27 protein-coding genes are annotated in these 26,441 nt (G+C 68.1%); 13 read left to right on the forward strand and 14 right to left on the reverse strand.

Annotated elements, in window-relative coordinates; translation table 11 throughout:
• Positions 1–303 precede the first annotated feature (303 nt).
• On the reverse strand, positions 304–1,623 hold the full coding sequence (locus P2P98_RS07765) for an MFS transporter (RefSeq protein ID WP_275798739.1): 1,320 nt from the start codon (positions 1,621–1,623) through the stop codon (positions 304–306).
• Between the two features lie 121 nt (positions 1,624–1,744).
• Between P2P98_RS07765 and P2P98_RS07770 the strand changes: the two genes are divergently transcribed.
• The 3 genes from P2P98_RS07770 to P2P98_RS07780 all read left to right on the forward strand — a co-directional run bounded on the left by P2P98_RS07770 (position 1,745) and on the right by P2P98_RS07780 (position 4,052).
• Complete coding sequence (locus tag P2P98_RS07770; protein WP_275798741.1) at positions 1,745–2,137, forward strand: PaaI family thioesterase; 393 nt, start codon at positions 1,745–1,747, stop codon at positions 2,135–2,137.
• A 414-nt stretch (positions 2,138–2,551) separates the two neighbouring features.
• Positions 2,552–3,067, forward strand: a complete 516-nt coding sequence (locus tag P2P98_RS07775) for a sigma-70 family RNA polymerase sigma factor (RefSeq protein WP_275798743.1) — start codon at positions 2,552–2,554, stop codon at positions 3,065–3,067.
• The gene (locus tag P2P98_RS07780) at positions 3,054–4,052 is read left to right on the forward strand and encodes a hypothetical protein (protein WP_275798745.1); all 999 of its coding nucleotides are present in this window, start codon (positions 3,054–3,056) and stop codon (positions 4,050–4,052) included. Before P2P98_RS07775 ends, P2P98_RS07780 begins: the two co-directional genes overlap by 14 nt.
• An 11-nt stretch (positions 4,053–4,063) precedes the next feature.
• On the opposite strand, the gene P2P98_RS07785 is transcribed toward P2P98_RS07780, so the two are convergent.
• The 4 genes from P2P98_RS07785 to P2P98_RS07800 form a co-directional block, all read right to left on the reverse strand.
• A complete protein-coding gene (locus tag P2P98_RS07785) occupies positions 4,064–5,524 on the reverse strand; it encodes an MFS transporter (protein WP_275798747.1) in 1,461 nt (486 codons plus the stop codon).
• A 120-nt stretch (positions 5,525–5,644) separates the two neighbouring features.
• Positions 5,645–5,869, reverse strand: coding sequence for a hypothetical protein (locus tag P2P98_RS07790; protein ID WP_275798749.1), 225 nt, complete (start codon positions 5,867–5,869; stop codon positions 5,645–5,647).
• Between the two features lie 90 nt (positions 5,870–5,959).
• Complete coding sequence (locus P2P98_RS07795) at positions 5,960–6,907, reverse strand: aldo/keto reductase (protein WP_275798751.1); 948 nt, start codon at positions 6,905–6,907, stop codon at positions 5,960–5,962.
• Between the two features lie 138 nt (positions 6,908–7,045).
• Positions 7,046–7,756 carry a helix-turn-helix domain-containing protein gene (locus P2P98_RS07800; RefSeq protein WP_275798753.1) on the reverse strand — a complete coding sequence of 237 codons (711 nt, stop codon included), beginning with the start codon at positions 7,754–7,756 and terminating at the stop codon, positions 7,046–7,048.
• Positions 7,757–8,021: 265 nt separating this feature from the next.
• Between P2P98_RS07800 and P2P98_RS07805 the strand changes: the two genes are divergently transcribed.
• The 7 genes from P2P98_RS07805 to P2P98_RS07835 all read left to right on the forward strand — a co-directional run bounded on the left by P2P98_RS07805 (position 8,022) and on the right by P2P98_RS07835 (position 15,297).
• A complete protein-coding gene (locus tag P2P98_RS07805; protein WP_275798755.1) occupies positions 8,022–8,444 on the forward strand; it encodes a DUF3237 family protein in 423 nt (140 codons plus the stop codon).
• Positions 8,445–8,481: 37 nt separating this feature from the next.
• Positions 8,482–10,041 (forward strand): ABC transporter substrate-binding protein, encoded by a 1,560-nt coding sequence (locus P2P98_RS07810; RefSeq protein WP_275798757.1) that lies wholly within the window; start codon positions 8,482–8,484, stop codon positions 10,039–10,041.
• A gap of 51 nt (positions 10,042–10,092) precedes the next feature.
• Entirely contained in the window at positions 10,093–11,535 is a 1,443-nt protein-coding gene (locus P2P98_RS07815) for an amidase (RefSeq protein WP_275798759.1), read from the forward strand.
• The gene (locus P2P98_RS07820; RefSeq protein WP_275798761.1) at positions 11,535–12,554 is read left to right on the forward strand and encodes an ABC transporter permease; all 1,020 of its coding nucleotides are present in this window, start codon (positions 11,535–11,537) and stop codon (positions 12,552–12,554) included. The genes P2P98_RS07815 and P2P98_RS07820 overlap by 1 nt, the downstream gene beginning before the upstream one ends.
• The gene (locus P2P98_RS07825; RefSeq protein ID WP_275798763.1) at positions 12,547–14,223 is read left to right on the forward strand and encodes a dipeptide/oligopeptide/nickel ABC transporter permease/ATP-binding protein; all 1,677 of its coding nucleotides are present in this window, start codon (positions 12,547–12,549) and stop codon (positions 14,221–14,223) included. Before P2P98_RS07820 ends, P2P98_RS07825 begins: the two co-directional genes overlap by 8 nt.
• A complete protein-coding gene (locus P2P98_RS07830; protein WP_275798765.1) occupies positions 14,216–15,043 on the forward strand; it encodes an ABC transporter ATP-binding protein in 828 nt (275 codons plus the stop codon). The genes P2P98_RS07825 and P2P98_RS07830 overlap by 8 nt, the downstream gene beginning before the upstream one ends.
• Before the next feature lie 68 nt (positions 15,044–15,111).
• Positions 15,112–15,297: a zf-TFIIB domain-containing protein gene (locus P2P98_RS07835; protein ID WP_275798767.1), complete on the forward strand. Its 186-nt coding sequence runs from the start codon at positions 15,112–15,114 to the stop codon at positions 15,295–15,297.
• Between the two features lie 21 nt (positions 15,298–15,318).
• Here P2P98_RS07835 and P2P98_RS07840 read toward each other — a convergent pair whose 3' ends face one another.
• From P2P98_RS07840 to P2P98_RS07875, 8 genes are all read right to left on the reverse strand, one after another.
• A complete protein-coding gene (locus tag P2P98_RS07840) occupies positions 15,319–15,924 on the reverse strand; it encodes a DUF1349 domain-containing protein (RefSeq protein ID WP_275798769.1) in 606 nt (201 codons plus the stop codon).
• Positions 15,925–16,439: 515 nt separating this feature from the next.
• Positions 16,440–17,219 (reverse strand): ABC transporter permease, encoded by a 780-nt coding sequence (locus P2P98_RS07845; protein ID WP_275798771.1) that lies wholly within the window; start codon positions 17,217–17,219, stop codon positions 16,440–16,442.
• Between the two features lie 59 nt (positions 17,220–17,278).
• The gene (locus P2P98_RS07850; protein WP_275798772.1) at positions 17,279–18,103 is read right to left on the reverse strand and encodes a ZIP family metal transporter; all 825 of its coding nucleotides are present in this window, start codon (positions 18,101–18,103) and stop codon (positions 17,279–17,281) included.
• Between the two features lie 19 nt (positions 18,104–18,122).
• Positions 18,123–18,971 carry an undecaprenyl-diphosphate phosphatase gene (locus P2P98_RS07855; protein WP_275798774.1) on the reverse strand — a complete coding sequence of 283 codons (849 nt, stop codon included), beginning with the start codon at positions 18,969–18,971 and terminating at the stop codon, positions 18,123–18,125.
• A gap of 43 nt (positions 18,972–19,014) precedes the next feature.
• Positions 19,015–19,695, reverse strand: coding sequence for a DedA family protein (locus P2P98_RS07860; RefSeq protein WP_275798776.1), 681 nt, complete (start codon positions 19,693–19,695; stop codon positions 19,015–19,017).
• Complete coding sequence (locus P2P98_RS07865; protein WP_275798778.1) at positions 19,692–20,939, reverse strand: hypothetical protein; 1,248 nt, start codon at positions 20,937–20,939, stop codon at positions 19,692–19,694. The genes P2P98_RS07860 and P2P98_RS07865 overlap by 4 nt, the downstream gene beginning before the upstream one ends.
• Positions 20,940–21,007: 68 nt before the next feature.
• On the reverse strand, positions 21,008–22,003 hold the full coding sequence (locus P2P98_RS07870; protein ID WP_275798780.1) for a HAMP domain-containing sensor histidine kinase: 996 nt from the start codon (positions 22,001–22,003) through the stop codon (positions 21,008–21,010).
• Positions 22,000–22,674 (reverse strand): response regulator transcription factor, encoded by a 675-nt coding sequence (locus tag P2P98_RS07875; RefSeq protein ID WP_275798782.1) that lies wholly within the window; start codon positions 22,672–22,674, stop codon positions 22,000–22,002. The genes P2P98_RS07870 and P2P98_RS07875 overlap by 4 nt, the downstream gene beginning before the upstream one ends.
• Positions 22,675–22,855: 181 nt before the next feature.
• Between P2P98_RS07875 and P2P98_RS07880 the strand changes: the two genes are divergently transcribed.
• Positions 22,856–23,149, forward strand: a complete 294-nt coding sequence (locus P2P98_RS07880; protein ID WP_275798784.1) for a hypothetical protein — start codon at positions 22,856–22,858, stop codon at positions 23,147–23,149.
• Positions 23,150–23,173: 24 nt separating this feature from the next.
• Here the strand turns inward: P2P98_RS07880 and P2P98_RS07885 are convergent, their stop codons facing one another.
• Positions 23,174–23,905 carry a hypothetical protein gene (locus P2P98_RS07885; RefSeq protein ID WP_275798786.1) on the reverse strand — a complete coding sequence of 244 codons (732 nt, stop codon included), beginning with the start codon at positions 23,903–23,905 and terminating at the stop codon, positions 23,174–23,176.
• A 739-nt stretch (positions 23,906–24,644) separates the two neighbouring features.
• Between P2P98_RS07885 and P2P98_RS07890 the strand changes: the two genes are divergently transcribed.
• Both P2P98_RS07890 and P2P98_RS07895 read left to right on the forward strand, forming a co-directional pair.
• Positions 24,645–25,304 (forward strand): TetR/AcrR family transcriptional regulator, encoded by a 660-nt coding sequence (locus P2P98_RS07890; protein WP_275798789.1) that lies wholly within the window; start codon positions 24,645–24,647, stop codon positions 25,302–25,304.
• 34 nt (positions 25,305–25,338) lie between these two features.
• On the forward strand, positions 25,339–26,441 hold a 1,103-nt coding region (locus tag P2P98_RS07895; protein ID WP_275798791.1), incomplete at its 3' end, for a zinc-binding dehydrogenase.

The raw sequence follows: 26,441 nt of genomic DNA on the forward strand, positions 1-26,441 counted from the left end.
CGGCGTGTCGCCCGAGAACTCCGCCTGACGGCCCGGCCGGGCCGCGCGTACCGTCACGCGGACATCGGCACCGACACGCCGCACCCCGACCCCGCCCATGGGCGTGTCGCCTGAGAACTCCGCCTGACGGCCCGGCCGAGCACGCGTACCGTCACGCGGACTTCGGCACCGACACGCCGCACCCCGACCCCGCCCACGGGCGTGTCGCCTGACAACTCCGCCCGACGGCACGGGCGGGCCGCGCGTACCATCACGGCGGAGGGGTCCCGCGCACCGCGCGAGGCCCCTCCGTCGGCATCCGGATCAGGCGTGCAGGTCGACGCCCTTCGTCTCTTTGATCATCGACACCGCGGCGAGCGACACCAGCGCGGCGACGGCGATGTACACGCCGATCGTCCAAGAGACGCCCGTCGAGCGCAGCAGCGCCTCGGCGATCATCGGGGCGAAGGCACCGCCCATGATCGCGCCGAGCGCATAGCCGATCGAGACGCCCGAGTAGCGGACGTTGGCCGGGAACATCTCGGCGTACAGTGCCGCCTGAGGTCCGTACGACAGGCCGAGGCCGAGCGTCATGACGAACAGGGCCACGAAGTACCAGACGATGTTCCCGGTGTCGATGAGGAACCACATCGGCACGGCCCAGACGGCCAGCAGCAGGTAGCCGAGCTGGAAGGTGCGCACGCGTCCGAGGCGGTCCGACAGCCAGCCGCCCCAGAGGGTGAAACCGAGCCACCCGAAGGATGCCAGCGTCGTGGCCAGCAGCACGGTCGGCCGCTCGAGACCCAGCACAGCGACGGAGTACGTGGAGAAGAAGGCGATGAGGAGGTATCCCGCGGCGTTGTTGCCGATGAAGACCAGCGCGGTGAGCACGACCTGACGCCAGTTCTTGCGGAAGAGCTGGCCGAGCGGGGCCGAGGACTCCTTGCGGCGACGGACGAGGTCCTCGAAGACCGGGCTCTCCTCGACGGCGCGACGGATGACGTAGCCGACGACGATCAGCACGATCGAGAGCAGGAACGGCACGCGCCACCCCCACGCGAGGAAGGCCTCGGCCGACATCGACGACGTGAGGATCCAGAGCGTCGCGGTGGCGAGGATCATGCCCACCGGCACGCCGATCTGCGGGAACGCGCCGAAGTATCCGCGACGGCTCACCGGAGCGTGCTCGACCGACAGCAGGGCCGCACCACCCCACTCGCCACCAGCCGAGAAACCCTGCAGCACGCGCAGAAGGATGAGAAGGACGGGGGCGGCCACACCGATCGCGGCGTAGGTCGGCAGCAGGCCGATCAACGCCGTCGACACGCCCATCATGATGAGCGTGAGGACGAGCATCTTCTTGCGGCCGAGGCGGTCACCCAGGTAACCGGCCACGATCGCGCCGAGCGGGCGGAAGAGGAACGAGATGCCGATCGTCGCGAACGACAGCACCTGTGCGATAGCCGGGTCGGACTCCGCGAGCGGGGCGAGGAACAGCGGCGCGAGCACGAGCCCGGCCGCTTGGGCGTAGATGAAGAAGTCGTACCACTCGATCGAGGTGCCGACGAGGGTCCCGGCGAGCACGCGCCGCTCTTCTCGTTTCAACCCGGTCGAAGAGGGGGATGCCGAGGTCTGGGTGGCCATGAGAACTCCGTTGTTCTGTGGGGCGAGGGAAAACACCCGGTGAGAACTATTACTAACCGCGCGTTCAGTAATAGTGTCAGAGGAGCGGGCTCACGACAAGCGCACCGCGGAGGGAGCACCCATGACGACCTGGACGATCGTGCCCGGGGCCCTCGACGAGTGCCTCGGCATCACCGTGACGGAGCAGTCCGCCGAGCGCGTCGCGGCATCCCTCCCCGTCCGTGGGAACACGCAATCGCTGGGGCGACTGCACGGCGGGGCCACGGCCGCCCTCGCCGAGGCGGTGGGCTCGTGGGCGGCGATGATTCACGCGAGCGCCTTCGACAAGGTATGCGTCGGCGTCGACCTCAACATCACGCACCATCGCGGCGTGCGCGACGGCCACATCCACGCGGTCGCCACACCGGCGCATCGCGGGCGCCGCATGGCGACCTACGACGTGCGCGTCACCGACGACGACGGTCGACTCGTCGCGACGGCCCGCATCACGAACCTCCTCGTCGATCCGGAGTGAGCGCGCGTGCGCGGCGAGATCCCGAGGCGATGAGAACCACGGGGCACGAGGCAGCGCGACGCCCCGCGCCGGCGGCGACGACTCACCCGACCTCGACGCCGGGCGAGGGGCAGGAGCAGACGCCGAACGGAACCCTCTGCCGCCCTCTGGCATCCTGGATGCCGTGACGAGGATCCGAGGGAGTGCACCACCCCCAAGCGATGCACTCCCTCGCCCGTCGAATTGCTTCCCGAACATCTCTCGACGGGCGTATGGGTATCGTCTCGAAGCCGGAGACGACACCCACCCCCGACAAGGTGGTGTCGTCCGGGGCGTGATCCTTACACCGGCGCGAGAATTTTCTTCCGTCCGTCGACGCGTAAGGATCGGCGGCCGCATGACACAGCCTCTGCGGACGCACGAAAGCGCATGCCGGTGATCGACGAGACGGACTTCGTGGCGCTCTTCCGCGAGCACCACAACGCCGTTCGACGATTCATCGAGCGGCGTGTGTCGGATCGCGAGGCCGCCGCCGACCTCACGATGGATTGCTTCGAGATCGCGTGGCGCAAGCGCGACCCCCGCGATCCGTTCGGATTGCCGTGGTTGTACCGCACCGCGCGCAACCTGATCGCGAACGAGTATCGGCGACGCGACCGGGAGGAGGCGTTGTGGACGCACATCGAGGACCACGTGCGCGCTCTGGCGAACGAGGCCGAGCCCGCGATGGCGCAACGCCTCGTCGATGCCATCCGCGGTCTGCCCGAGCGCGAGCGCGAGATCCTCTGGCTCACCTACTGGGAGCAGTTGTCGGCCGCCGAGGTGGCCCTGGTCATGGGGATGAACACCGGGGCGGTGTGGACGCGACTGAATCGCTCGAGAGCACGTTTGCGGCCGTTGCTCGACGGTGCCGCCGTCCACGCGGAAGGGGTGACCGATGACCGACGATGACCTCGCGCGCGCGCTGCGCCGGCTCGACCCCGCCGAGACCCCGCTCGACGCTGCCCTTCCCCTCGACGCCGAACGTCGCCTGCGACAGATCCTCGACCGCCCGCCCGTCCGGCGTCGCCGCCCGATGCTGGTGTGGACGTCGGCCGCCGCGGCCGTCGCGCTGATCCTGACCATCATCACGGGAGTGCTGTGGATGCCGGGGCCCCCGGCATCCGCTGTCACTCCCGAGCCGCTCGTCTACACGGCTCTCCCCAGCGGGACCGGGGCCGCCGAGGTGGTCGCGGAGGCGCAGGCGCGGTTGGCTGCGGACGACGGCGCGGTGCCCCCGGAGCGCCGCTCCCTGTCGCTCGGTTGGTACTTCAGCGCCTCGCCCGACGGAGCAGAGGCGACGGTGTTCCGGCGCGAATGGGTGGACTTCCGGTGGAACGAGGATCTTTCCGGGTCGGTGGTGACCACGGCGGCCGAGGCCACCGATGCCGGCGGCGACACCGTGCCGAACGTCGATCCCGCCCCGGGCACCGTGGTGGGAGAGCTGACGTACGTGCGCAATCAGTTCCGACCGCTGTCCCCCACGCCGCCGGCGGCGTCCGCCGAGGCCATGCGCGCGCTCCTGGTCGCCACGACGGGTGCCACCGAGACCCTGACCGCCGGCGATGCGATGGTGGGGGTGCGCAGCCTCCTCGGCGAGTGGACGCTGAACGATGTCCAGCAGGGCGCACTCCTGGGCGTCATCGCCGCTTCGCCCGACGCGCGGGTACTCGGAACCACGCGCGACCGTCTCGGTCGCGAGGTCGTGGGTCTGGCCGGCATCCCCTCCACGACCGCGAACGCCGACGTGACTCTGCTGCTATCGGTCGATACCGGCCGGATCGTGGGATTCGAGTCGGCGCTGATCGACGCCAACACCGATCTCGACCTTCCCGCCGGGTCGCTGATCGAGTACGTCCTCTGGGATGTGCAAGGCCGAGAGGATGCGCCGCGATGAGCCGAACGGCGCTACCGCCCCCGTGAGCGACGCACTTCGACCCCGCTGAGCACCGCGGCGGCCGCGGAGAAGACGACCGACACGGCGAGCGCCACGGTGAGCGCACCGGCGAACGCGCTCGGATCGGGGGCGGGAGAACCCGGTCCGGCCGCGCGCGAGGTTCCCGCCAGCGCCAGCACGAAACTCGTGCCGAGCACCGTCTGACCGATCGAGGCGCCTACCCGCTGCGCGGTCTGCACGACGCCACCGGCGACGCCGCCGCGTGCGGGATCGACCTCGGCGAGGGTCAGCGTCTGGTTCGGTGTCACGATCGACCCGCCGGCGATACCCAGGACGAAGAGCGGAACGCACAGGCGCAGGATCACGCCCGTCGGGTCGGTGGCCCCGGGCGCGGCCTGGACGACGACGGCGAGCACGATCGTGACGAGGGTGAAGACGGAGACCGCTCCGAGCAGCAGGGGCCTGCCGACCCGCGAAACGAAGCGTCCGGCGATGGGGGCTCCGAAGACCGTGCCGACGGCGTAGGCCGTGACCCCCAGCGCCGACTGCAACGCCGTGAAGCCGAGGCCGTTCTGGTAGTAGAGCGCGAGCACGAGCGGAATGCCGGTGTTGCTGCAGAAGAACACGACCGCGAAGATCACGCCGATCACGAACGATCGCGTGCGGAACAGGCGCAGATCGACCAAGGGCGCGGCATCCGCTCGCGTCAGACGGGACTCGTGCCGGACGAAGGCGACGAGGAGTCCCGCCGCCGGGAGCAGGAGGAGAAGTGTCACGGGACCGCCGGCCTGGCCGGTCTCGACGATCGGGAACAGCAGGCACAGCAGCCCGGCGCCGAGCAGAACGACGCCGAGCAGATCGAGCCGTCTCCCCGCTCCCTGCGCCGCGGGCACGTCGGCGGCGACCCAGCGCCGCGCGAGCAGGACGGCGGCGATACCGACGGGCACGTTGATGAAGAACACCAGGCGCCAGCCGTTGTCTTCGCCACCCACGGCGATCAGCAGGCCCGCCACGACGGGTCCGAGGGCGGTGCCCGCACCGACCGTGAGCCCCAGCCGCCCGAAGGCTCTGCCCCGCTCGAGCGGAGGGAAGGCGTTCTGGATGAACCCCGATACCTGCGGCCCGATCATGCCACCGAAGATCCCCTGGACGACGCGCGCCGCGATGAGCACCTCGGGGGTCGGCGCGAGTCCCACGAGGGCGCTCGCGACGACGAACCCGAGCATCGACACGATGAACATGCGCCGGCGCCCGCGGCCGTCGCCGAGTCGACCGCCGATCACGGGAACGAGCCCGAAGGCCAGGACGTAGCCCGTGATCACCCACTGCAGCTCGCTCGCTCCGGCGCCCGTCGAGCGCCCGATCGAGGGGAGGGCGACGTTCGTGACGCTGAGGTCGAGGAGCGAGGCGAACTGCCCCATCAGTAGGACGGCCAGCGCGCGCCACCGGCGCGGATCCACCGATTCCGTCATCGGTCGGGAAGGCCGTGGGCCGAACCCGTCGACCCCTCGGTCGGAAACGGTGTCATTCGCGCCTCCCTCAGACGTGGGTCCAGGCTTCGTCTACCCCGGCGCATCGGAGCGTCCGCGATGTCAGACCTTGCGGGATGAACGCGGCGGGCTGTAGCGCCAGACCTGGGCGAGGAAATTGACGAGAGTGATCACCACGAGCATGCCGATGACGGTGAAGGTGATCGACGATGACGAGTGGCCCTGGAGGATACCGATGACAAGGTACACGACGCTCGCGATCACCGCGGTCAGCAGACTGTTCAAGAACATGCGGAGTTTCGTGGGGACGGGCGCAGTGGGGGTCATCGGTTCTCCTCGAAGCGAGTCAGACAGCACGTACTGCCGACACTAGGGGACACGGCACCCCCGCGGTCACTCATCACGCCCGGCGGCTACCTACCGCCAGGGGCGAGCCGCCCGACGGCGCCAGTACTCGTTGGAATCGTCCGCCCACCGGCCGAGCGTCTCGACGTCGACCTCACGCGGCGTGGCCGCGGCTCCTCGGCGGAGTTGCGGGATCGTCACCGCTCCGCTCAGCACGACGTCGGCCCACGGCTGCGCTCGAGCGACGCCGAGGGCCAGCGACGCTCCATCGAGGCCCGCTCCGTCGAGGCCCGCTCCGACGTCGCCGTCGGGCTCGGAACGAGCGAGCTCTCCTCCGGCGAGAGCTTCCTTCACCACCACCGTCCAGCCCACCGCGTGGGCGCGGGCCAGAGCCGGTCCCGCCGCCTGCTCGCGCAGATTCCACGTGGCCTGCACGACGGAGAACGGACTGTCGGTGAGCGACCGCGCCGCGTCGACGACATCGCCCTGATGGGGCCCGCTGGTCGAGATCCCCACGCGCACTCCCCCGGCGGCGATCTCGCGGAGCCGTTCGAGCACGCCCGCGTCCCCGAGCGCGGGACTCTCCGGGGTCACCGAGTGGATGAGGTACGAATCGGGTGCCGACCCGAGAGCGGCGAGAGTCTCCGGCCACTGCCTCTCGAGCATCGCGGCGGAATGCTCTTTGCGCTCGTGGACCGTGGCATCCATTCGCCATTCGCCGACGTACTCGTAGCCCCACTTCGACCCGATCGTCAGCTCGGCACGACGCTCCGGATGCGCCGCGAGCCACGACCCGAGGAAGCGTTCGGCGTACCCGTAGGACCGGGCGGCGTCGACATAGCGGATGCCGAGCGCCCACGCCTCGTCGAGCAGAGCGTGCGCGCGCTCGCGCATCGCGTCGATCGAGCGCGTTTCGGGGTCACCCAGATCGACGTCGCGGTCGGTGGTGATGTAGGCGGGACGACCGACCGCCGCGAGACCGAGTCCGAGGCGAGCGGACGGCGAAGCGGCGTCGGTCATGACTCGACGGTAGCCGCAGGAACGGTCGCCCCCGTGCCGACGCCGGTGATCAGGGCGAGGCGGGAGGTCATGCTCCCCATCCTGCCCAGTACGGGGGAGGATCCACCCGGACCCGTCGCGCGGTGCGCCCGCGCCCCATCACGCTCGGGCCGTGCGGTCCCCCGGGTTCTCGGACGCGTCACCTTGGGCGGCGACCGCGAGCGCGAGTGCGGAGAGGTACATCTCGAGCTGCGTGGCGAAGACCTCGCGGTAGTTCATCATCGCGAGCTCCGCCTTCGCCGCTTCCGCGTGCGGGTACTGCGAAGGATCGGTGGGCGCATAGACCTGGATCCAGCCTTCGGCGACCTCGCGCGAATCGGCTCTCACCAGTCGCGCCCCGTAGGCCGAAGCCGCACCGAGCACCATCTGCGTGTACACCTGGTACTGCATCACGGCCGGGCGACCACGCAGGCCCGCAACCGCCATCGCTCGCAGGATCCACTCCACGGCGCGCAGCTCGTTGATGCTGTTGGCGACCATGAGCAGCGTCGCGGCCGCGGCGGCGGGGTGAGCCTCCGCCGTCCGCCAGGCACGCCACGCCAAGTCCGTCAGGTCGGCTCGCCAGTCATCCGTCGGCTCGTAGCCCTCGAGAGAGATGCCGTCGAGGCGATCCGCGAGGGCGGTCAGCAGGTCTTCGCGACTGGCGAAGTGCCGATACACCGCAGTGGGCGACGACTTCAGCTCCGCCCCCAGACGGGAGAACGTGAGAGCGGACTCCCCCTCGCCGTCCATGAGACGCAGGGCGGCGTCGACGATCTCGGCGCGACTGAGCGAACCGCGCTTGCGACGGGTCCTCTTCTCTTCGGCCATGCTGCCTCCGATCTCCCCGCGGGCGTCCACGGGTCTGGTCGGTACTCGACCTCGTGAACGAAGAAGACTATCCCACTCACAACGTTTCGACCTCGCGTGCGGCTCAGCCTGGAGAGCAGTCATCCGTGCCTCGCGTCACCCGTGTTTCCCTCGTGGACGGCCATTGTTACGAGTTAGTGAATGCTGTTGACTATGTCATCCACTATGGACATACTCGGCGTCACCGCGCAACGAAGCGCACCGATTTGACAGCCCGGAGGAACCGATGGCTCCCGCTCCATCCCTGCGTTACTGCGTCACCATCACCGCTCACGTCGCTCCCGGGATCCCGCTCGAGAAGCAGGGCGACGACGTCCTCGAGTTCATCCCCATCACCGGGGGACCCGTGACCGGCGAGGTCACCGGCGAGATCGTGCCCGGGGGCGGCGACTGGTGTCTCGTGCGCGCCGACGGCACCTTCGCCGTCGAAGCCCGCTACCTCATCCGCACCACCGAGGGAGACGTCATCGACGTCTACAACGTGGGCGTCGTGCGCGAGCCCGCGGACGGCGCCGTCTACTTCGAGAGCACGCCGCGCTTCCGCACGGTCGCTCCCCACCTGCAGTGGCTGACGCGATCGATGTTCGTCGGCCGCGCCACCGCGAACCCCCACCACACGACCATCGAGATCTTCGAGATCGCCGACTGACCCCGACCCGACCCGCGCATCACCCGAGAGGCAGACCATGAAAACCCGTCACGGCGTCATCGCCGCAACCCTCGCTCTGACCGTCGCGTTCGCGACAGCCGGCTGCACGACCACCGGTGGCGACGCCACCGCCACGTACACCGACACGATCCGCACGACCATCGACATCCCGGCCACCTTCGACCCGACGCTGGCCACCTCGCTCCCGGACTTCCTGCTCGCGCGCAGCTCCTACGACACCCTCGTACGCCGCGACGCGAGCGGTCTGGTGCCCGGTCTCGCAACGAAATGGACGTCGACCCCGACGCAGGCCGTCTTCACGATCCGAGCGGATGCCACGTGCTCCGACGGCACGAAGATCACGCCGACGATCGTCAAGAACTCCCTCGACTACTTCGCCCGGCCCGCCAGCGGTTCGACGCAGGTCGTCTACACGTTCGGCCCCGGCAACACCCCGACCATCACCGCGGACGACGCCGCCGGCACGGTCACGGTCGACATCGCCAACCCGTGGCCGTACATGGTCGACGCGATGTCGGTCGCGAGCAGCGGCATCATCTGCCCCGCCGGCCTCGCCGACCCCGCCGGTCTCGCCGCGGGCACGGTGAAGGGCAGCGAGTCGGGTCCGTACACGCTGAAGACCTTCCAGCCCGGGGTGAGCTACGACTACACGCTGCGTGGCGACTACTCGGCGTGGCCGGCCTGGACCAGCTCGGTCACCGGCTCTCCCGCGACGAACCTCACCTACACGGTGTCGCCCGATTCCACCGCCACGGCGAACCTCATCCTCGGCGGTCAGCTCGACATCGGCAAGATCCAGGCAACGACCCGCGACCGGTTCCAGGGCCAGACGGGTTACACCGTCACCGTCAACCCGTTCTCGGACAGCTACCTCATCTTCAACGAGCGCGAAGGGAGCCCCTTCACCGACGAGGGACTGCGGAAGGGCGTCATCCAGGCGATCGATCGCTCCATGTTCGGCAACGTCACCTCGCAGGACACGGGCACGGTGCTCACCTCCCTCGGAGCCGACAGCGTCTCGTGCGTCAGCGGCTCGAACATCGACATCCCCTCGCAGGACGTGGCCGCTGCCACCGCGGCGCTGTCGGGCACGAAGATCCGCCTCGTGGCACCGACGATCATCGGCCCGGCCGGTGCCGGCAACGAGTACATCGCCGAAGCGCTGCGTGCCGCAGGCGCCGAGGTCGACCTCACCAACACCGATGTCGGCAGCTGGATCACCACGGTCGCCGCCAAGCCCGGCGACTGGGACATGACGGTCTTCGCCGACCTCAACTTCCTCGGCTCGCTCGCGAGCCCCCTGCTGAACCTCACCGGTCCCACGCTCGAGGGGGGCGGCACGAACTTCGGCGCGGTCGCCAACACCGGCGCCGAGACGAGCTTCGCCGCCGCCAACAGCGCGACCGACGAGACCGCACGCTGCGCCGCCCTCGACGAGACGGTCCAGGCGCTGGTCAGCCGCTCCGACACGCTGCCGCTGCTCAACGACGCGTTCATCTACGCCTCGCGTCCCGGCTTCACCGTGCAGATGCTCGGCGGAGCGCTCGACGACCCCCTCTTCCGTATCTCGAAGTAACGCCGACAGGGATGCCGGGCCTCAGGGCTCGGCATCCCGAAAGGACCCCTCATGATCTCCTCCTCCATCTCCGCCACCGAGCTCGCCCGTCAGATCCGCTCCGGCGAGGTCTCGGCCGTCGAAGCCGCTCAGCACTATCTCGACCGTCTCGACGCGGTGAACCCCGCCGTGAACGCGATCGTGTGGATCGACCGCGACGACGTCCTCCGCCGCGCGCGCGAGTCCGACGACCGCATCCGCCGCGGCGACACGTCTCGCCCGTTCGAGGGGGTGCCCATGCCGATCAAAGACCTGGTCGCCGTCCGTGACCAGCCCCTCACCTTCTCGTCGATGTCGGTCGAGGAGCGCCCCGCCGAGGCGAACGAGGTCACCGTCGATCTCATCGAAGAGGCCGGCTTCGTGCTGTTCGGCCGGTCGAACAGCCCCGAGTTCGGGGCGCTGACCGCGACCGAGAACGCCCGTCACGGCAAGACCCGCAACCCGTGGAACCTCGACTACACCTCGGGCGGCTCGTCAGGAGGCGCGTCGTCCGCCGTCGCGGCCGACATCGCGCCGATCGCCAACGCCTCGGACGGCGGCGGGTCGATCCGCGTGCCGTCCGCGGCCACCGGCCTCGTCGGCCTGAAGCCGAGCCGCGGCCGCATTCCCAACGACGTGCGCGCGTGGGAGCACTCCACCACCGAGGGGGCGATCACGCGCACGATCGAAGACGCCGCGGGGGTGCTCGACGCGCTCGGCCGCCTCGATCCGCTCGGGTGGTACTCGGCGCCCGCGCCCATCCGGCCCTATCTCGAAGAGATCCGCACCACCGGACCCCGCCTTCGCATCGGCCTGCTCCTCGAGGCACCCACCGGCGTCGACGTGCACCCCGAGAATCGCGAGGCGGCTCTGGTGGCCGCGCGAGCGCTCGAGAGCCTCGGCCACCATGTCACGCCCGTTTCGCCGTTCCTCTTCTCGGAGCGCGCCACCCGCGGATTCGCCGACCTCGTCATCAGTGCCTCGACCTGGGCCTCGCCCATCGAGGATGCCGACAAGCTCGACACCTACATCCGGTACCGCTACGACCGGGCGGCATCGTTCCACGCGGGAGAGTACGCCGAGATCGCCGTCCTGCTGCAGATCGAGACCCGCCGGGTGAACGCCCAGTGGGGTCGCGACTTCGATGTGCTGCTCACCCCGACCACTGCCGTCCCCACTCCCCTGGTCGGCTCTGTCTATGACGAGGCGAACAACGACCCCGCGGGCGAGCGGCTCACCGAGTTCTCGACGATCTCGTTCACCGCGTTCTGCAACATCTCGGGCCTCCCGGCACTCTCGCTGCCCGTGCACACGGGAGCGAACGGGATGCCGCTGGGTGCCCAGCTCGTGGGGGCGCCCTACGACGAGGCCACACTGCTCCGCCTCGGCGCCGAGCTCGAGCCGATCTTCGACTGGCAGCACCGCCAGGCTCCTCTCGCCCGCGGTGTCGTCCTGACCGGGACCGCGGCGGGCTGATGTCGGGCGTCGATCTCTCGGTGATCGCCGAGGCCCCCGCTCCACCGGCGCGCCGGCGGCGCGGGGGCAGCGGGTGGGGCGCGTTCGCCCTCCGCCGTCTCGGGGGCCTCGTGCTGTCGCTCGGGTTGTTGGTGCTCCTCACCTTCTTGATCGTCCCGTTGATCCCCGGTGACCCCGCGATCGCGATCCTCGGCCCCAACGCCTCGGCCGATGCCGTCGCGGCTCTCCGCGAGCGCCTTCACCTGAACGACCCTCTGCCGGTGCAGTTCCTCGACTACCTCCACGGTCTCGTCACTCTCGACCTCGGCCAGAGCTTCCGCTACAACACCCCCGTCACCACGACCATCGCGACGAAGCTGCCCTACACGGCCACGACCGCGATCGGCGCGATCCTCGTCGTCATCCTCGTCGCCATCCCGGTCGGGATGACGATCGGCGTGCTCACCCGCAGTGGGCGTCGCCCGTGGCTGTCCGTCGGCTTCGGGACGATCGCGGGCTTCTTCGCCTCGTTCCCCGCCTACGTCGCCGGCACCCTGCTGGTGGTCGTGTTCGCGATCTGGCTGAAGGTGCTCCCCGCGGGCGGGGCGGCGACGTCCAACGCCTACATCCTCCCGATCGCCGCTCTCGCTCTCGGCCCGACCTTCGCCGTCGCACGCGTGGTCGTGCAAGAGACCTACTCCGTCCTGCACCAGGACTACATGCGCACGGCCCGCGGCCGCCGACTGAGCGCGGCACGGCTCTACATCCGACACGCCCTGCCCAACCTCATGGCGAGCACCCTCACCCTGACCGGGCTCATCCTCGCGAGCATGCTCGGCGGCGCGATCGTCATCGAGACGGTGTTCAGCCTCCCGGGCCTCGGCCTCGAGGTCGTGCAGGCGATCATCTTCCGCGACTTCCCCGTCATCCAGGGGATCGTCCTCACGGTGGGCGCGCTCGCCATCCTCATCAACCTGGTGATCGATGTGGTCCTCGGCCTCATCGACCCGCGCACCCTGGGAGGACCCACCCATGTCTGACCGCCGCCGCATCCCGGCATCCCTCATCGCCGGCGCGGTCATGCTCGCCGTGCTCGTCGTCATCGCGGTCGTCGCCCCGATCGTCTGGGGAGCGAGCGCGACGACCGTCACGGCCGACACCCGGATGCCGCCTTCGCCCGCGCACCTGCTCGGCACCGACGACCTCGGACGCGACGTGCTCGCCCGCACGCTCGTCGCCACGCGTCTGACCCTGCTCATGGCCACCGCGGCCACGATCGGATCGGTCGTCCTCGGAGTGCTCATCGGCGGACTGATCTGGGTGGGAAGCCGCCGGGTGCGCGACGTCGTGCTGCGCATCGTCGACTCGACCGTCGCGTTCCCCTCGCTGATCCTCGCGCTCGTGATCGCGGCGATCCTCGGCGCCGGCACCGTTCCGGCGATCATCGCGATCGCCCTCGCCGGCGTCCCGAGCTTCGCGCGCATCACCTCGAACATGACCGGTTCCGTCGCGACGCGCGACTTCGTCGGCACCGCTCGTCTGCTCGGCGTCCCCCGCCTGCGTCTGTTCAGCCGGCACCTGCTGCCGAACATCTCGGGCCCGCTCCTCGTGCTCATCGCGTCGAGCTTCGCCCTGACCCTGCTCGACATCTCGAGCCTGTCGTTCGTCGGCCTCGGCGTGCAGAGCCCCGAGTTCGACTGGGGGCGTCTGCTCAACGAGGGCCTCCCCGCCGTGTACTCGCAGCCGATGCAGGTCGTCGGCCCCTCCGTCATGCTCGTCTTCACCGGCGTCGCGGCGATGCTCACCGGCGACGGCCTCGCGATCTGGCTCGACCCCCGCAGCTCGCGCACCTCACGTGCCTCCGCCGCACGTCGCACGCCCCGCGGAACCTCGGTGCACACCGACGCCCTCGTCGAGGTACGCGCGCTCACCGTGACCGCCCCGAGCGGCAAGACGCTCGTCGGCGGCATCTCGTTCGAGATCGGCGCAGGAGAGATCCTGGGGCTCGTCGGCGAGTCCGGTTCGGGCAAGTCGATGACGGCGATGTCCCTCGCGCGACTTCAGGCCGACGGGGTGCGAGTGGATGCCGAGGTCCTCCGCCTCGGCGACCTCGACCTCCTGTCGAACAAGCATCGTTCGCGCCTCGCGCGCGAGGTCGGCTTGGTCTACCAGGACCCGGGCTCGACCTTCAACCCGGCCCTACGGATGGGCGCGCAGCTGACCGAGGTCGCCCGCGTCCATCTCGGTCTCTCACGCCGCGCTGCCCGTGACCGTCTACGCGACGGCCTCGGCGAGATGCGGATCCGTGAGCCGCGAACCGTGATGGGACAGCACCCCTTCCAACTGTCGGGCGGCATGCTGCAGCGCGCGACGATCGCCAGCTCGCTGGTGACCGATCCCTCCCTGTTGATCGCCGACGAGCCGACCACCGCGCTCGACGTCACCGTGCAGGCCGACGTCCTGCGTCAGCTCAAGCGCCTGAACCGCGACCACGGCACCGCGGTGCTGTTCATCTCGCACGACATCGGGGTGGTCGAGGCGCTGTGCGACCGCGTGCTGGTCATGCGAAACGGCGAGATCGTCGAGCGGCTGACCGCCGAGCAGCTGCGCCGCCGCGAGGTGGAGCACCCCTACACGCGGACCCTGCTCGCGGCCACCCCCACCCTGCGCACCGCTCCGCGCCCCCTCGAGGAGGCCCACCGTGTCTGACACCCCTCTGTTGAGCATCAGCGACCTCGCGGTCGATCTGGGTCATGGCATCCGGAGCGCCCGCGTGCTGCACGGCGTCGATCTGCGCGTCGATCGCGGGCGCACGATCGGCGTCGTCGGAGAATCCGGCTCGGGCAAGTCGACGCTCGCGAAGACCATCGTGGGCCTGCACCGGGTCGCCGCCGGGTCGGTCGTGTTCGACGGGATCGAGCTCGCGTCCGCTCCCCGCTCGATCGTCGCGGCGGTCCGCCGACGGGTGCAGTACATCCCGCAGGATCCGTTCTCGTCCCTCGACCCGCGCCGCACCATCGGACAGACGCTCGCGGAGGCGATCGATCCCCGCGGGGCGAGCCTGCGTCGCCACCGTGCGCGGATCGTCGAGGCCCTGGCATCCGTCGCCCTGGGTCCGGATGCCGTGGACCGCTACCCCCACGAGTTCTCGGGCGGTCAGCGCCAGCGCATCGCGATCGCCCGGGCGCTCGTCGTCGACCCCGACGTGATCGTCGCCGACGAGATCACCTCGGCGCTCGACGTGTCGACACAGGCCGAGATCCTGCAGCTGCTCGAGCGCCTGCGCGACGAACACGGACTGACGATGCTGTTCATCTCGCACAACCTCGCCGTCGTCGAAGAGCTCTGCGACGAGGTGGTCGTGCTGCTGCACGGACGCATCGTGGAGCAGGGCCCGATCGAGGCCGTGTTCGCCGACCCCCGCGACGACTACACGCGCCGGCTCCTCGAGTCGGTGCCGGGTGGCGCGGCGTTCGACATCGCGGCGCCGGTGGTGACGGCGGCCGTGCGGACGGTCGGGCGCGGGTAGCGCCTCACCCCCTCGTGGCCGGGGTTGAATGGAGGCTCCACGCACGACCGCGAGCTTGTGAGACCACCATGACGTACGGAGACCTCCGCGACGACGCCCAGCCCATCTGCCCGTCGTGCGGTATCACGATGCACCCCCTGATCGATGAGGGCCTCGAGGCGGACGAGTGCCGCGACTGCGGGTTCCGGCTGGCGTGGGCCGACGGCTCCGACTCCTCGGATACGGGCGACGAGGCTTCGTCCGGCTGGTGGTGAGCGCGCGCGGAGGCGACCGGGTCAGTCTCCGCTGCGCAGGTCGGCGACCGTCCGATGCTCGAACGCGATCTCGTCGAAGGCGACGCGGCATCCCTCTCCGGTCGGGCTCTGCACCTCGAAACCGACGGTCAGGGCATCGGCGACGCCCGGCAGCGTGAACGCCCGGACGAAGCTCCACCCCTCGCCGTCGTGAGCGTGGAAAGCCAGGAGGTTCCCCACGCGCGCGATGCGGAGCCGCGCGTCGGGCGCGTGCACGACGAACCCGTTGGCGTCGTCCGACACCCCCTTCGTCACGACCGAGACGACCATCGACGCTCCGGCCAGGGACCGCTCGAAGCACAGCTTCGCCCACGTCGTGTCGTCGACCCACGCGAGCAGGACCCCCGCGTCGAACGTCGCCCCGAAGTCGGGCGTCACCCGCGCGGACAGCGTGAAGTCCCCCGCCGGCGGCGTGCCGAGCAGGGTGTGCGCGTTGAGCAGCGTCTCGGCCGCGACCCCGCTGACCCCGCTCGGGTCGACGAAGAGGTCGGTTCCGGCCGGGGCGGTCCCTTCGATTCCGGATGCCGTCGGCATCCACGCCGATCCTTCGGAGGCGTGGAGGGCGAAAGGGAGGGCGGGAAGGTGCATGGCATCAGCTTCCCAGGAAGCGGCGCGCGTATGCCATTCCGCGCGGCTCGGGCCAGCCAGGCGCAGACCGACGAGAAAAGCGCCGGAGAATCTCCGGCGCTTCTGTCTGACGGTCTTGGTAGGCCCAGTACACCGCAACTCGAATAAATCAGTGCTTCTGCCACCGCCCCTGGTGGAACTGCAGAAATTGGCTGGTCTAGTGCCGAATCCGTCTGTCTCAAACTCGCCCCCAGAGCCGTTGCCTCGACTCTTGCGCCGTCGCCTCGAGCCAGCTCTCATCGCTGAGATCGTCACGAAGTATCAGTCCGGCGCGACGACCCCATCCCTCTGCGCGGAGTACACCCTCTCGAAGGGTGGCCTGCTGAAACTGCTGCGTGATGAGGGCGTCCAACTCCGTTGTCAGCCGCTCAGTACTGAGCAGGTGAGAGAAGCGGCTGATCTCTACGGGAGCGGTATGTCCCTCGCAGCAATCGCCGCACGCTTTGACGTCAGCTACAACGGAGTCCGACAGTCTCTCATTCGAGCGGGCGTCCAGCGTCGGCCCCGCGGCGGGAAGAGAAGGCCGTCCACATTCGACCCGACGTCAGTGAGACGGTGATCGTCGCCGTGATGGCCCCCGCCGCGAGAATGGCCGCGAGGACGACCAGCTGGAACCTTCCTGCCTCCAGCGGGGAGAGCCCGCCGAAAACCGCTCCGACGAAAGCTCCGGGAAGGACGACCAGCCCCGTCGTCTTGGTTTGGTCGATTCCAGGGACGAGCGCGTCGTACACGGCGATTCGTCCGAGATCGCGAGTGGCTCGTCGCGGGGTCGCACCGAGCGCCAGCCACCCCTCGACTTCGGCCCACCGGTCCGCGCGCAATTGCGCGAAGCGCCGACCCGCGAGCGACGACACGGTCATCGCATTACCGATCACCATCGCTCCGACGGCAAGGAGGTAGCGGGGCGTGCACGCAACCGCGCCCGTGAGAAACACGCTCCCACCAGCGACGCCGACACCGATGCCGAGCGCAACCGCTGCCCTCCATGAAGCGGCGAGGGGCTCGCCCGCTCGCCGTGTCGACACGGCGACAGCAACAGCGAACATGACGCACAGCCCGACGCCCACCCAGACGGGATCCCCGATGATACCGCCGAGCACCAAGCTGAGCGCCGCCAGCTGCATGCCCGCGCGCGCGATAGCGACCGTGGGGCTCCACCACCCCCGGATGCCGCCGGCCGCAAGGACGAGAACAGCCACAGCGGTGAGGAGCAGTGTGGCCAGACCCGTTCGTACGAGCATGTCGACGGTAGGCACCCCTGCAGATTACTGACCGATCATCCACGACGGTGAGTCCACAGCGGCGAGGCTCGCGGTCATACCCCGGCCGCGGTTACGACGAAATCGGTTCCGAAACCAGCGAACAGGCCAACGAGGAGACCGATGTATGTCAGGTAGCCGCCTCGCAAGTTGAGGGCGACACCGACGAGCTGGACCAGGACGTAGATGATCGATCCGGCCGCGAGAGCGAGGAAGGTGAGGGCGAGGGCGTCGTTCACGATGACGCTGCCGAGCACGGTGCCCACAAGCGTGGGAACGCCGCCGATCAGACCGAGCACCCCGAGCTGTCGCCACAAGGGGCGGCCGGATGATCCTGCCAACGGCGCCGTGATCCCGAATCCCTCTGTCGCATTATGAAGGCCGAACCCGACCACCAGGACGGCCGCGAGCTGGAGCTCGCCTCTCGCGGCGGACTGCCCGATGGCAAGACCCTCTGCGAAGTTGTGAAGGCCGATACCCACCGCGATCAGAAAGGCCAATCGGCTGGCCGGCTCACCCAGCCGCAGCACGCCCGATCTCGCCGTGGCGACGCGGCGACTGGTCCGTCGGGCTGTCCAGCCGTCATAAGCGACGAGCCCGAGTACACCGATCGTGATGCCGGTGAAGAGAAGGGCCGTGAGAATCAGAAACTCCTTCCACGACCCGCGCTCCTCGATCGCTGCCGCGGTGAGAGCGGATTCCACCGGCTCGACGGCATGCACCAGTACGTCCCACAAAAGAAAGAGCAGCACACCGATGGTGATGGCGTTGAGCAGGGCCCGAAATCCCCCTGCTCTCGTGGAGAGCCGGCCGGCCGGAAGGCCGATGAAGATCGTGCCTCCGGCGATCACGCCCATGAGGACGATTGTGCCTGCGTTCATGTGATCTCCTCGCCGTCCGTCAGTTGGTCATGATGGCCGATTCGGCGGGGATGACGCCGAGCAGCAGGAGCACGATGATCAGGATGCCGAGGGCGACGCGGTAGATCACGAACGGCAGGAAGCTTCCGCGCTTGAGGTACTGCATGAGGAACGCGATGACCAGGTAGCCGACCACGAACGCGATCACGGTCGCGATGGCGGTCTCGCCGAGGTTGTAGGGACCGGTGCCCTCGTCGAAGCTCTTGTAGAGCTCGTACAGTCCGCTCGCGAACACCGCCGGCACGGCGAGCAGGAACGAGTACTCGGCGGCAGCGGTGCGGTTGTAACCGAGCGCACGGCCCAGGGTGGTGGTCGCGCCGGAGCGGGAGACGCCGGGGACGAGGGCGAGGGCCTGGGCGAAACCGTAGGCGATGCCGTGCGCGTAGGTGAGGTCGTCGAGGTCGCGGCGGCGCTTGCCGTAGTGGTCGGCGAGGCCGAGCAGGATGCCGAAGACGATGAGCACGATCGCGGTGATCCACAGGCTCCGGAAGGTGTCGCGGATCAGCGTCTGCAGAGCGACCCCGAGCACGGCGATCGGCAGCGTACCGATGATGATGTACCAGCCCATGCGCGCATCCGGATCGTTGCGCGGCACACGGCCGGTCAGCGAGAGGAACCAGCGCGAGATGACGCGGCCGATCTTCTTGCGAAAGTACAGCAACACCGCGAGCTCGGTGCCGATCTGGGTGATGGCGGTGAACGTCGCGCCGGGATCGGTCTGCGACGGGAGGAACTCGCCCACGATGCGCAGGTGGGCGCTGGAGGAGATCGGGAGGAACTCGGTCAGGCCCTGAACGAGCCCCAGGATGATGACCTCGAGAATATGCATGCGGTCCTTCGGGATGGGAGGTTTTCTTCATCGCCCGTGGGCGTCAATCAGACTCGGGAGCGGTCTCGCCGTCGGGACCTTCCTTGCGCGCGCGACGCGATGCCAGCCCCTTCCTCACCAGTGCGAAGACGACGGGCAGGACGGAGATCAGCACGATGACGATCATCAATACGTCGATGTTGTCGACGATGAACGGGATGCCACCGAGCACGAGCCCGATGACCGTCATGCCCACGACCCACAGGGTCGCGCCCGCGGTGTTCCACACGAGAAAACGCCGGTAGGGCATGTGCGCGGTCCCCGCAGCGACGGGTACGTACGTGCGGACGATTGGTACGAATCGTCCGAGCACCAGCGACCCGCCGCCGTATCTTTCGAAGAACCGTTCCGCGTCTCGCAGTCGTTCGGGGCGCAGAACACGCGCGCCTTCTCGGAACATACGTCTGCCGAATCGTCGGCCGAGCCAGTAGCCCGTCTGGTCGCCGAGGATCGCGGCGGGGATGCCAACGAGGAGAACCTGCCACGGCTGGATCCCGAGGGGGCCGGCGAGGACAGCCGCCGTCACGAGAAGCGAATCACCCGGGAGAAACGGGAACAGGACCCCGGACTCGATGAAGATGAGGACGGCGATCCCCGCGAGCACCCACGGCCCGAACGCGTGGAGGATGGATGCCGCGTCGGGAAGCAGACCCGCGGATGCGGCGACAAGGTGGGTACTGGTCATGACGAGAGGGTGTTCATCAGGGTCTGAAGGGCGTCCGTCTCCGCGGTGGGGTCTGGCGCGGAGGCTCGTACGGCCTTCAGCACCGCGTCGATGCGTCCGTCGATCACTGCCCATGCCGCGGCATCCCGTGGCTCGAGTGTGGGCTGGTCCTGATCCCAGGCCGTTTCGAGGTCGGTGATACGCGTCTTCGCGCCTGCTTGGTCGTTGCTGCGCACCATCGACAGGGTTTCCTGCACGATGTTCCGGTAGCCGGCGACGGTGCTGGCGGGGAAGCTGGCGGTGGCCGACTGCCCGGGAGCCAGCGTGGCGTGGGTGCTCGGACCCTCTTCGCTCGCCGCTGCCGTGGTGTGGGGCTGCGCATGCGCCCAGCTGAGTACTGCCACGGCGACGACCCCGACGATCGCGAAGTACGCGAGCATCCAACGTTCCCGTCTGGTGGCTTTCGGACGCGGATCGGGGGTTGGCGCCAGTTTCGCCTGATCGGCGCGGGTCACCGTGAGGAAAACGACCGTTCCGAGGATCGCGATGAGAAAGATGACGCTGGTCCATCCGACGCCCAGGCCGAGACCCCCTTCCGAGGGGTCGAACCCGAGCCAGTCGCCGAGGTTGGCCCCGAGCGGACGCGTCAGGACGTAGGCCAGCCAGAAGGACAGCACGGCATTCGCGCCGAGCCTCCACCCGACGAACACAGCAGCGATCAGACCTGCCGGCAATAGCACCGACACTCCGGGGCTCCACCCGGTGAGTTCGAGGATGCCGTCGCCAGCCGCGGTCCCGAGGGCGAAGGTGACGAGGATGGCGAGCCAGTAGTACAGCTCGCGTCGCGTCGTCGTGATGCTGTGGATCGACAGCGTGCGTTGGCTTAGCCACCACACCGCAAACACAACGGCGAGCAGACCAGCGAAAACGGCCGCGCTGACGGCGAGGGGCACGCCCAGATCGTCGGTGAGGATGTCGGTGTAGAGCGTGCCGGTGACGCTGACGACGACGACCGTGAGCCAGTACACGAGCGGGACGTACCGCCGCTGCGCCAGCTGCCAGGTCAGGACCGCCGCCAGCACGACGGTGAAGATCACGGATGTGGCTTCCAGCCCGACGCCGAGAGTCACATTGATCCAGTCGGCGAAGCTCTCCCCCACCGTCGTGCAGAGAACCTTGATGATCCAGAACCAGATGGTGATCTGGGGCACCTTGCTGGACATGATGCGTCTCGACGCGCGGGCCGAGGGCAGGGAGATCGTCATGGGGGCACGGTAGGAGGGCCGCCCTAAGATGCGACTCAGAAAGAAGCGGATTCCGGTGCGGGGACCTCCTACCGGGACACCGGGATGCGAAGAGTCATCGTCGTGCCGGCATCCGAGGTAGTCGAGACGATCGCGGATCCGCCGTATCGCGTGACAGCATCCTGAACGAGCGCCAGCCCGATGCCGAACCCGCTTCGCGATGACCCGCCGCCCCCGACGGCATGGGCCGATCGAGCGAATCTGTCGAAGACTCGATCGGGGCTGATTCCTCGGATGCCGGGGCCTTCATCGGTGACATCGATGCGGACGTGACGCCCCTCGCGTCTCACGGAGACGACGACTTTCCCTGCCGCGGGTGAGTGCTTGACCGCATTGTCGACCAGCGCGACGACGCAGCGCTGGAGGCTAGATGCGGGCATTGAGACCCGAAGATCGTCGCTGGAAAGTCGGCTTACGAGCGTCACTTCTCGTTGACGCGCGAGGAGCCGCATCGCGGCAATGGACGACTCCACCACCGGTGCGACCGGCGCGGGTTCAGACACAGCGTCCTTCGGAATTTCGACGGATTCGAGAAGATCTGCCATCACGCCGATGAGGGCGCGCGAGTCGGCACGGAGGTCCGCGACGACGGACGCATGGGGATCCGACGGCGTCAAGGACCTCTGCAGCACCTGGATCCTGGCATCCAGAACCGCCAGAGGCGTGCGCAATTCATGCGAGGCGTCGGCCACGAATTCACGTTGGCGTCGGAGGGCGTCCACGAGGGGGCGCACCGCCCGGCGGGTGACGAGCCACCCGAGCAGCCCCGCCGAGGCGATGGCCGCCACGCCGATCAGCGTGCCCGCCAACAGGATGTCGACTCCGTCGATGTCGACGACCGTCTCACGAGGTCCGGGATGCAGGAGGTCGCCGAGCGGGATCTGCGTGAGCACCACCGAGAAGGCCGCCACGAGGACCGCCACGACGAGCAGCGACACGGCGACAGTGATGGTGAGAGCGACCCGCCGGGCGGCGGCGCGAACGAGGAGGGCGTCAGCGTCGAGAGGGTACTTTTGGGTGCTCACATCAGTCCCAGACGGTATCCCCGCCCGCGCACGGTCTGCACGATGGCTGGGTCGGTCTTCTTGCGGAGGTAGTGCACGTAGGTGTCGACGGCTCCCGGGGTGTCATCGGGCGAGAAAACGGAGCGGAGGATGTCGTCGCGCGAGAACGTCCGCTGGGGGTTGACCGCGAAAAGGGTGAGCAGAGAGCTCTCCCGCTCCGTGAGGATGATGCGTCCGTCGTACGGCGAGTAGACCGCTCGGGAATCGGGATAGAACTCCCACTCGCCGACGCGGACAAAGGGCCCCTCTCCTCCGCTTACGCGACGGATGGCGCGGAGACGAGCGAACAGTTCGTCGAACTCAAACGGCTTCACGAGGTAGTCGTTGGCCCCGGCGTCGAGGCCGCGCACCTTGTCCTGGACCGTGCCCAGCGCGGTGAGGATGAGCAGTGGAACTCCCGCCCCCGCCCGTCGCAGCGTCTCGACGATCGTGAGCCCGTCCACAGACGGAAGACGCCGATCGACGACCATCACGTCGAACGTCCGAGAAGTTGCCACCTCGAGAGCCTCCCCGCCGTCGGCGACGAGCGTCACGTCGTACACCTCGTCGAGCACCTTCGCCATCAGCGGGCCGAGTTGGTCGTCGTCCTCGACGAGCAACAGCCGAGGGCGATGCGTCAGGGGAGCGACCATGTTCAACCTCCGCTGGAATTCGTTACGTTCGGTCCCAGCTTGGACCCCTGCATCTCAGAAAGCACTGATGTGCGCCACAGTTCTGCCGTCGGGGAATCACTCGATTCATCTTCGTCGTTTCTTACAATCCCCGAGCGAGTCTTCTCTCAACGGCTCATCCGAGCCGAAGAAAGGACGGACCATGAACACCCCGCAACGTCGATGGATCAGCCTGAGTCTCGCCGCTGGCGTGATCGCGCTGGCCGGAATCGGTGGCGTCGCCGCGATGTCCCTGCCCGCGAACGCGAACGCGACCACCGCCGTGTCCACACCCGCACCTCACGTCAGGGGTTCGGATGCGACGGACACCGGTGGCGACGGCGAGACAGCCGACGACCAGGTCGGGGAGACGCCCGATCAGGAAAGCGCCGACGACCCCGGTCACGAAGACGGCACCGCCGACGGCGAGACGGGCGACGACGCGCCGACCGGTTGAGCCGCGGGATGCGGGTGGTCGACGTCATCGGAGGCCGCCCGCATCCGTCTCACGTTCCGGTTCGACCGCAGCGGGTACACGCCAACTCGCCTGCATGACAGAGACGAGCATGATCATCACGACGGCCAGGCCAAGGGACACCCAGCCGGATCCGATTCCCACACCGCCCTCCGCACCGGGCTTTCCGAGCCAGTCTGCAACGGATGCGCCGAGGGGACGGGTCAGAACGTACGCGAACCAGAACGACAGCACCGCATCCCACCGCGCGAAGCGCCATCCTAGGAAGGGGACCGCGATCAGAACAGCGAAGAGCGCGATCGACGCGACGTACCCGAGCCCGAGAGTGACGGCAGTCAGGTCACCGACTGCGGTGCCGAGCGCGAACGTACCGACGACGGCTGCCCAGTATAAGAGCTCGCGGCGCGTCGTAGTCACATCGTGGACCGACAGGGTGCCCTCGGTGCGTCGCCACAGCACGAAGACGCCGGCCAGCAGAACGGCGTAGAGCATCGCCGATGCAGCGTACGGCAGCCCGACGACGACGTGCATCACGTCGGCCGCCATCGTTCCGAACACCCCGACCGCCGCCACGGCCAGCCAATAGACGCCCGGCACGTATCGCCGACGTGTCAGCTGCCACGCCAGAGCGACGACGAAGAAGGTGAACCCGAGGAGGACGGCGACGACGGGATCGAGGGCCCGGATCGAGAAGTCCGAGACCGCCTCGCCGAGCGCGGTGGAAGCGGCTTTCGCCACCCAGAAGACAACCGATGGATCGGGGACCCGTGACGGCCGAACGGCACGACGACTCGAACGCATGCCGCCAGCGTGGCCGGACGTCACTAAGAAAACTCTCAAAACCCGGCCACTGTGCAGACCACTTTGAGGAGAGATGAGCGCGAGAGAGCGACACCGAAGAATTGTTCGAGTAAGGCAGCTAGCCCCTCTGAGAAGTAGAGCCGGTACACCGCTACTCGGATAAATCCGCGCTACTACCGCCACCTCTTGTGGAACTGCAGAAACTGGCTGATCTGGCGCCAAATTCGCCTTTCTCCGCTACCCCAGGAGAGCAGGTGAGTCGATCACTGCGCCGACGTCTCGAACCGGCACAGATCAAGCGAATCGCCGCCGAGTACGAGTCGGGCGCAACGACTCCGAGTCTGTGTGAGACCTACGGCCTGTCAAAGACCGGCATTCTTCGCTTGCTTCGAGACGAGGGAGCAACACTGCGACGTCAACCGCTCACAAGCGACCAGGTCGAGGTCGCACGAACGCTGTACGAACACGGCCATCCGATCGCCACTATCGCGTCTCGCCTCGGCACCAGCTACAACAACGTACGGCAGCGACTCATTGGGGAGGGAGTCCAACTGCGACCGCGCGGCGGTAGCCACAAACGATGTGACTCGCCCCGGCGTTACAAGAGCTTCCCGCCACGGTGTTGCCCAGCCTGAATTTCCTCCTTCTCGTGAGCCATTTATGAGACACTTGTATCATGGGTGAATTCGAGGGAGATGCTCGCCAGGCGAAATCTCGTGCCCGTCTGCATACGGCCGTGCTGGAAGCAGCTGCGTCGACGCCGATCAGAGACGTGAAGATCACCGACGTGGCATCACGCGCGGGAGTGGGAAGAGCGACGTTCTATCGGCACTCCCCCTCACCTGAAGCTCTGTTGGAGGAAGCGCTCCGTTCCGAACTGGACGACCTGCGCGACGCGGGACTTCGCGGGGATATCCGGGATCCGCTCGCGCGGCGACTGCAGTTCGAAGCGACCTTGATGAAGGTGGTCGGGCATGTCGTCCACCGGGAAGCGGTGTACGCCCCGGCGCTTCTGTTCGATAAAGCGCCGGGCGTGACCTCGATGCTGATCAGGCATGTGCACGATTCGGTGATCCTCAGTCAGAAGACTCTCGGGTTAGATACGTGGAACGGTGGAGACGCCCCGCCAGCAGATGTCGACCCTGAATTCTTCGCAGAGGCGGCTGCCAATGGTTTCGCCCACTTGTTCGTTGGGGTGCTGACCAGTTGGCTCCGCTACGTCGAGGACCGGAACCCGCGCACGTTCCTGCGCGTCTTCAACACCGTCGCCCCGCACTGGTGGCTGACGTCTGACGCAGGGATCACTCCCCTGGATGACCTGATCCATCAGGCCTAGTTGGGTCGCCGTCGGCGACCCCGTTCGAAGATGAATGGAGAACATGATGAAGGCAGCCGTGACCCTCAAGACAGGGAAGGGCTTCACCACCACCGAGATCCGAATCGCTGACCCCATCGGTCGTGAGGTGCTTGTCGACGTCAAGGCGTCTGGCCTGTGTCTCACTGATCACTCGCTGATGGCCAACGACTTCGGGTTTCCGCTGCCGGCCGTTTTCGGCCACGAACTCGCTGGTGTCGTCACTGCAGTCGGACCGGATGTCACCGAGTTTCAGGTCGGCGACCACGTGGTCGGCTGTCTTGTGCAGTGGTGCGGCAGATGCCAGCCCTGCATCGAGGGCATCCAGACCGACTGCCTCAACCCGCTAGCGGTCGAGCGCAGCGCAGGAGAAGAGCCTCGCCTGGTTGGATCGGACGGGCCGATCTACCAAGGGATGGGGCTCGGCGGGTTCGCAGAAAAGGCACTCGTCCACGAGAACCAGCTCGCCCGTGTAAACGACGAGATCCCCTTCTCCCGCGCGGCGCTCCTCGGTTGCGGGACCGTCACCGGCGCCGGCGCTGTCATCAACAGCGCCAAGGTAGCTCCTGGCGATACGGTCGCGGTCATCGGCACTGGCGGCGTGGGCCTGAACGCCATCGCCGCTGCTCGTCTCGCTGGCGCGAAGACGATCATCGCTGTCGACATCCAGGACACCAAACTGGACATGGCGACCCGCTTCGGGGCGACGCACGTCGTCAACTCTCGCAACACCGACCCGGTCGAGGAGATCCGTCGTATCAGCGGCGGCGGGGTGGACTACGCCTTTGAGATTATCGGCCTGCCCGCCACTCAGATGCAGGCCATCGCCGCGGCCAAGACGAGCGGAACAGCGGTCCTCGTGGGCATGGGCAAGCCAGGCGCGAAGATCGAGATCGAGACGTCCGCAGCGTTCCTTGCGACGCACAAGACCATCAAGGCAGTGATGATGGGCTCGACCAACCTGAAGCGCGACATCCCGTTCTACGCCGATATGTACGTCGCGGGACGTTACAACCTCGACGATCTCGTCACGAATGAGATCTCGATTGATGAGATCGATGAGGCGTACGACTCACTGGCATCCGGAACAGTTATCCGATCAGTGATCACGAGGTTCTG

Origin of the sequence: Microbacterium sp. Kw_RZR3, assembly GCF_029222405.1 — a bacterium.
In the GTDB taxonomy this organism is placed as follows: Bacteria; Actinomycetota; Actinomycetes; order Actinomycetales; family Microbacteriaceae; genus Microbacterium.

Coding starts and splice junctions, on each gene's coding strand:
- P2P98_RS07815 (WP_275798759.1), top strand. CDS start 10,093: ATGATCTCCTCCTCCATCTCCGCCACCGAGCTCGCCCGTCAGATCCGC.
- P2P98_RS07795 (WP_275798751.1), bottom strand. CDS start 6,907: ATGACCGACGCCGCTTCGCCGTCCGCTCGCCTCGGACTCGGTCTCGCG.
- P2P98_RS07825 (WP_275798763.1), top strand. CDS start 12,547: ATGTCTGACCGCCGCCGCATCCCGGCATCCCTCATCGCCGGCGCGGTC.
- P2P98_RS07785 (WP_275798747.1), bottom strand. CDS start 5,524: ATGACGGAATCGGTGGATCCGCGCCGGTGGCGCGCGCTGGCCGTCCTA.
- P2P98_RS07810 (WP_275798757.1), top strand. CDS start 8,482: ATGAAAACCCGTCACGGCGTCATCGCCGCAACCCTCGCTCTGACCGTC.
- P2P98_RS07875 (WP_275798782.1), bottom strand. CDS start 22,674: ATGGTCGCTCCCCTGACGCATCGCCCTCGGCTGTTGCTCGTCGAGGAC.
- P2P98_RS07790 (WP_275798749.1), bottom strand. CDS start 5,869: ATGACCCCCACTGCGCCCGTCCCCACGAAACTCCGCATGTTCTTGAAC.
- P2P98_RS07765 (WP_275798739.1), bottom strand. CDS start 1,623: ATGGCCACCCAGACCTCGGCATCCCCCTCTTCGACCGGGTTGAAACGA.
- P2P98_RS07865 (WP_275798778.1), bottom strand. CDS start 20,939: ATGACGATCTCCCTGCCCTCGGCCCGCGCGTCGAGACGCATCATGTCC.
- P2P98_RS07770 (WP_275798741.1), top strand. CDS start 1,745: ATGACGACCTGGACGATCGTGCCCGGGGCCCTCGACGAGTGCCTCGGC.
- P2P98_RS07850 (WP_275798772.1), bottom strand. CDS start 18,103: ATGAACGCAGGCACAATCGTCCTCATGGGCGTGATCGCCGGAGGCACG.
- P2P98_RS07860 (WP_275798776.1), bottom strand. CDS start 19,695: ATGACCAGTACCCACCTTGTCGCCGCATCCGCGGGTCTGCTTCCCGAC.
- P2P98_RS07855 (WP_275798774.1), bottom strand. CDS start 18,971: ATGCATATTCTCGAGGTCATCATCCTGGGGCTCGTTCAGGGCCTGACC.
- P2P98_RS07780 (WP_275798745.1), top strand. CDS start 3,054: ATGACCGACGATGACCTCGCGCGCGCGCTGCGCCGGCTCGACCCCGCC.
- P2P98_RS07890 (WP_275798789.1), top strand. CDS start 24,645: ATGGGTGAATTCGAGGGAGATGCTCGCCAGGCGAAATCTCGTGCCCGT.
- P2P98_RS07840 (WP_275798769.1), bottom strand. CDS start 15,924: ATGCACCTTCCCGCCCTCCCTTTCGCCCTCCACGCCTCCGAAGGATCG.
- P2P98_RS07820 (WP_275798761.1), top strand. CDS start 11,535: ATGTCGGGCGTCGATCTCTCGGTGATCGCCGAGGCCCCCGCTCCACCG.
- P2P98_RS07880 (WP_275798784.1), top strand. CDS start 22,856: ATGAACACCCCGCAACGTCGATGGATCAGCCTGAGTCTCGCCGCTGGC.
- P2P98_RS07835 (WP_275798767.1), top strand. CDS start 15,112: ATGACGTACGGAGACCTCCGCGACGACGCCCAGCCCATCTGCCCGTCG.
- P2P98_RS07800 (WP_275798753.1), bottom strand. CDS start 7,756: ATGGCCGAAGAGAAGAGGACCCGTCGCAAGCGCGGTTCGCTCAGTCGC.
- P2P98_RS07805 (WP_275798755.1), top strand. CDS start 8,022: ATGGCTCCCGCTCCATCCCTGCGTTACTGCGTCACCATCACCGCTCAC.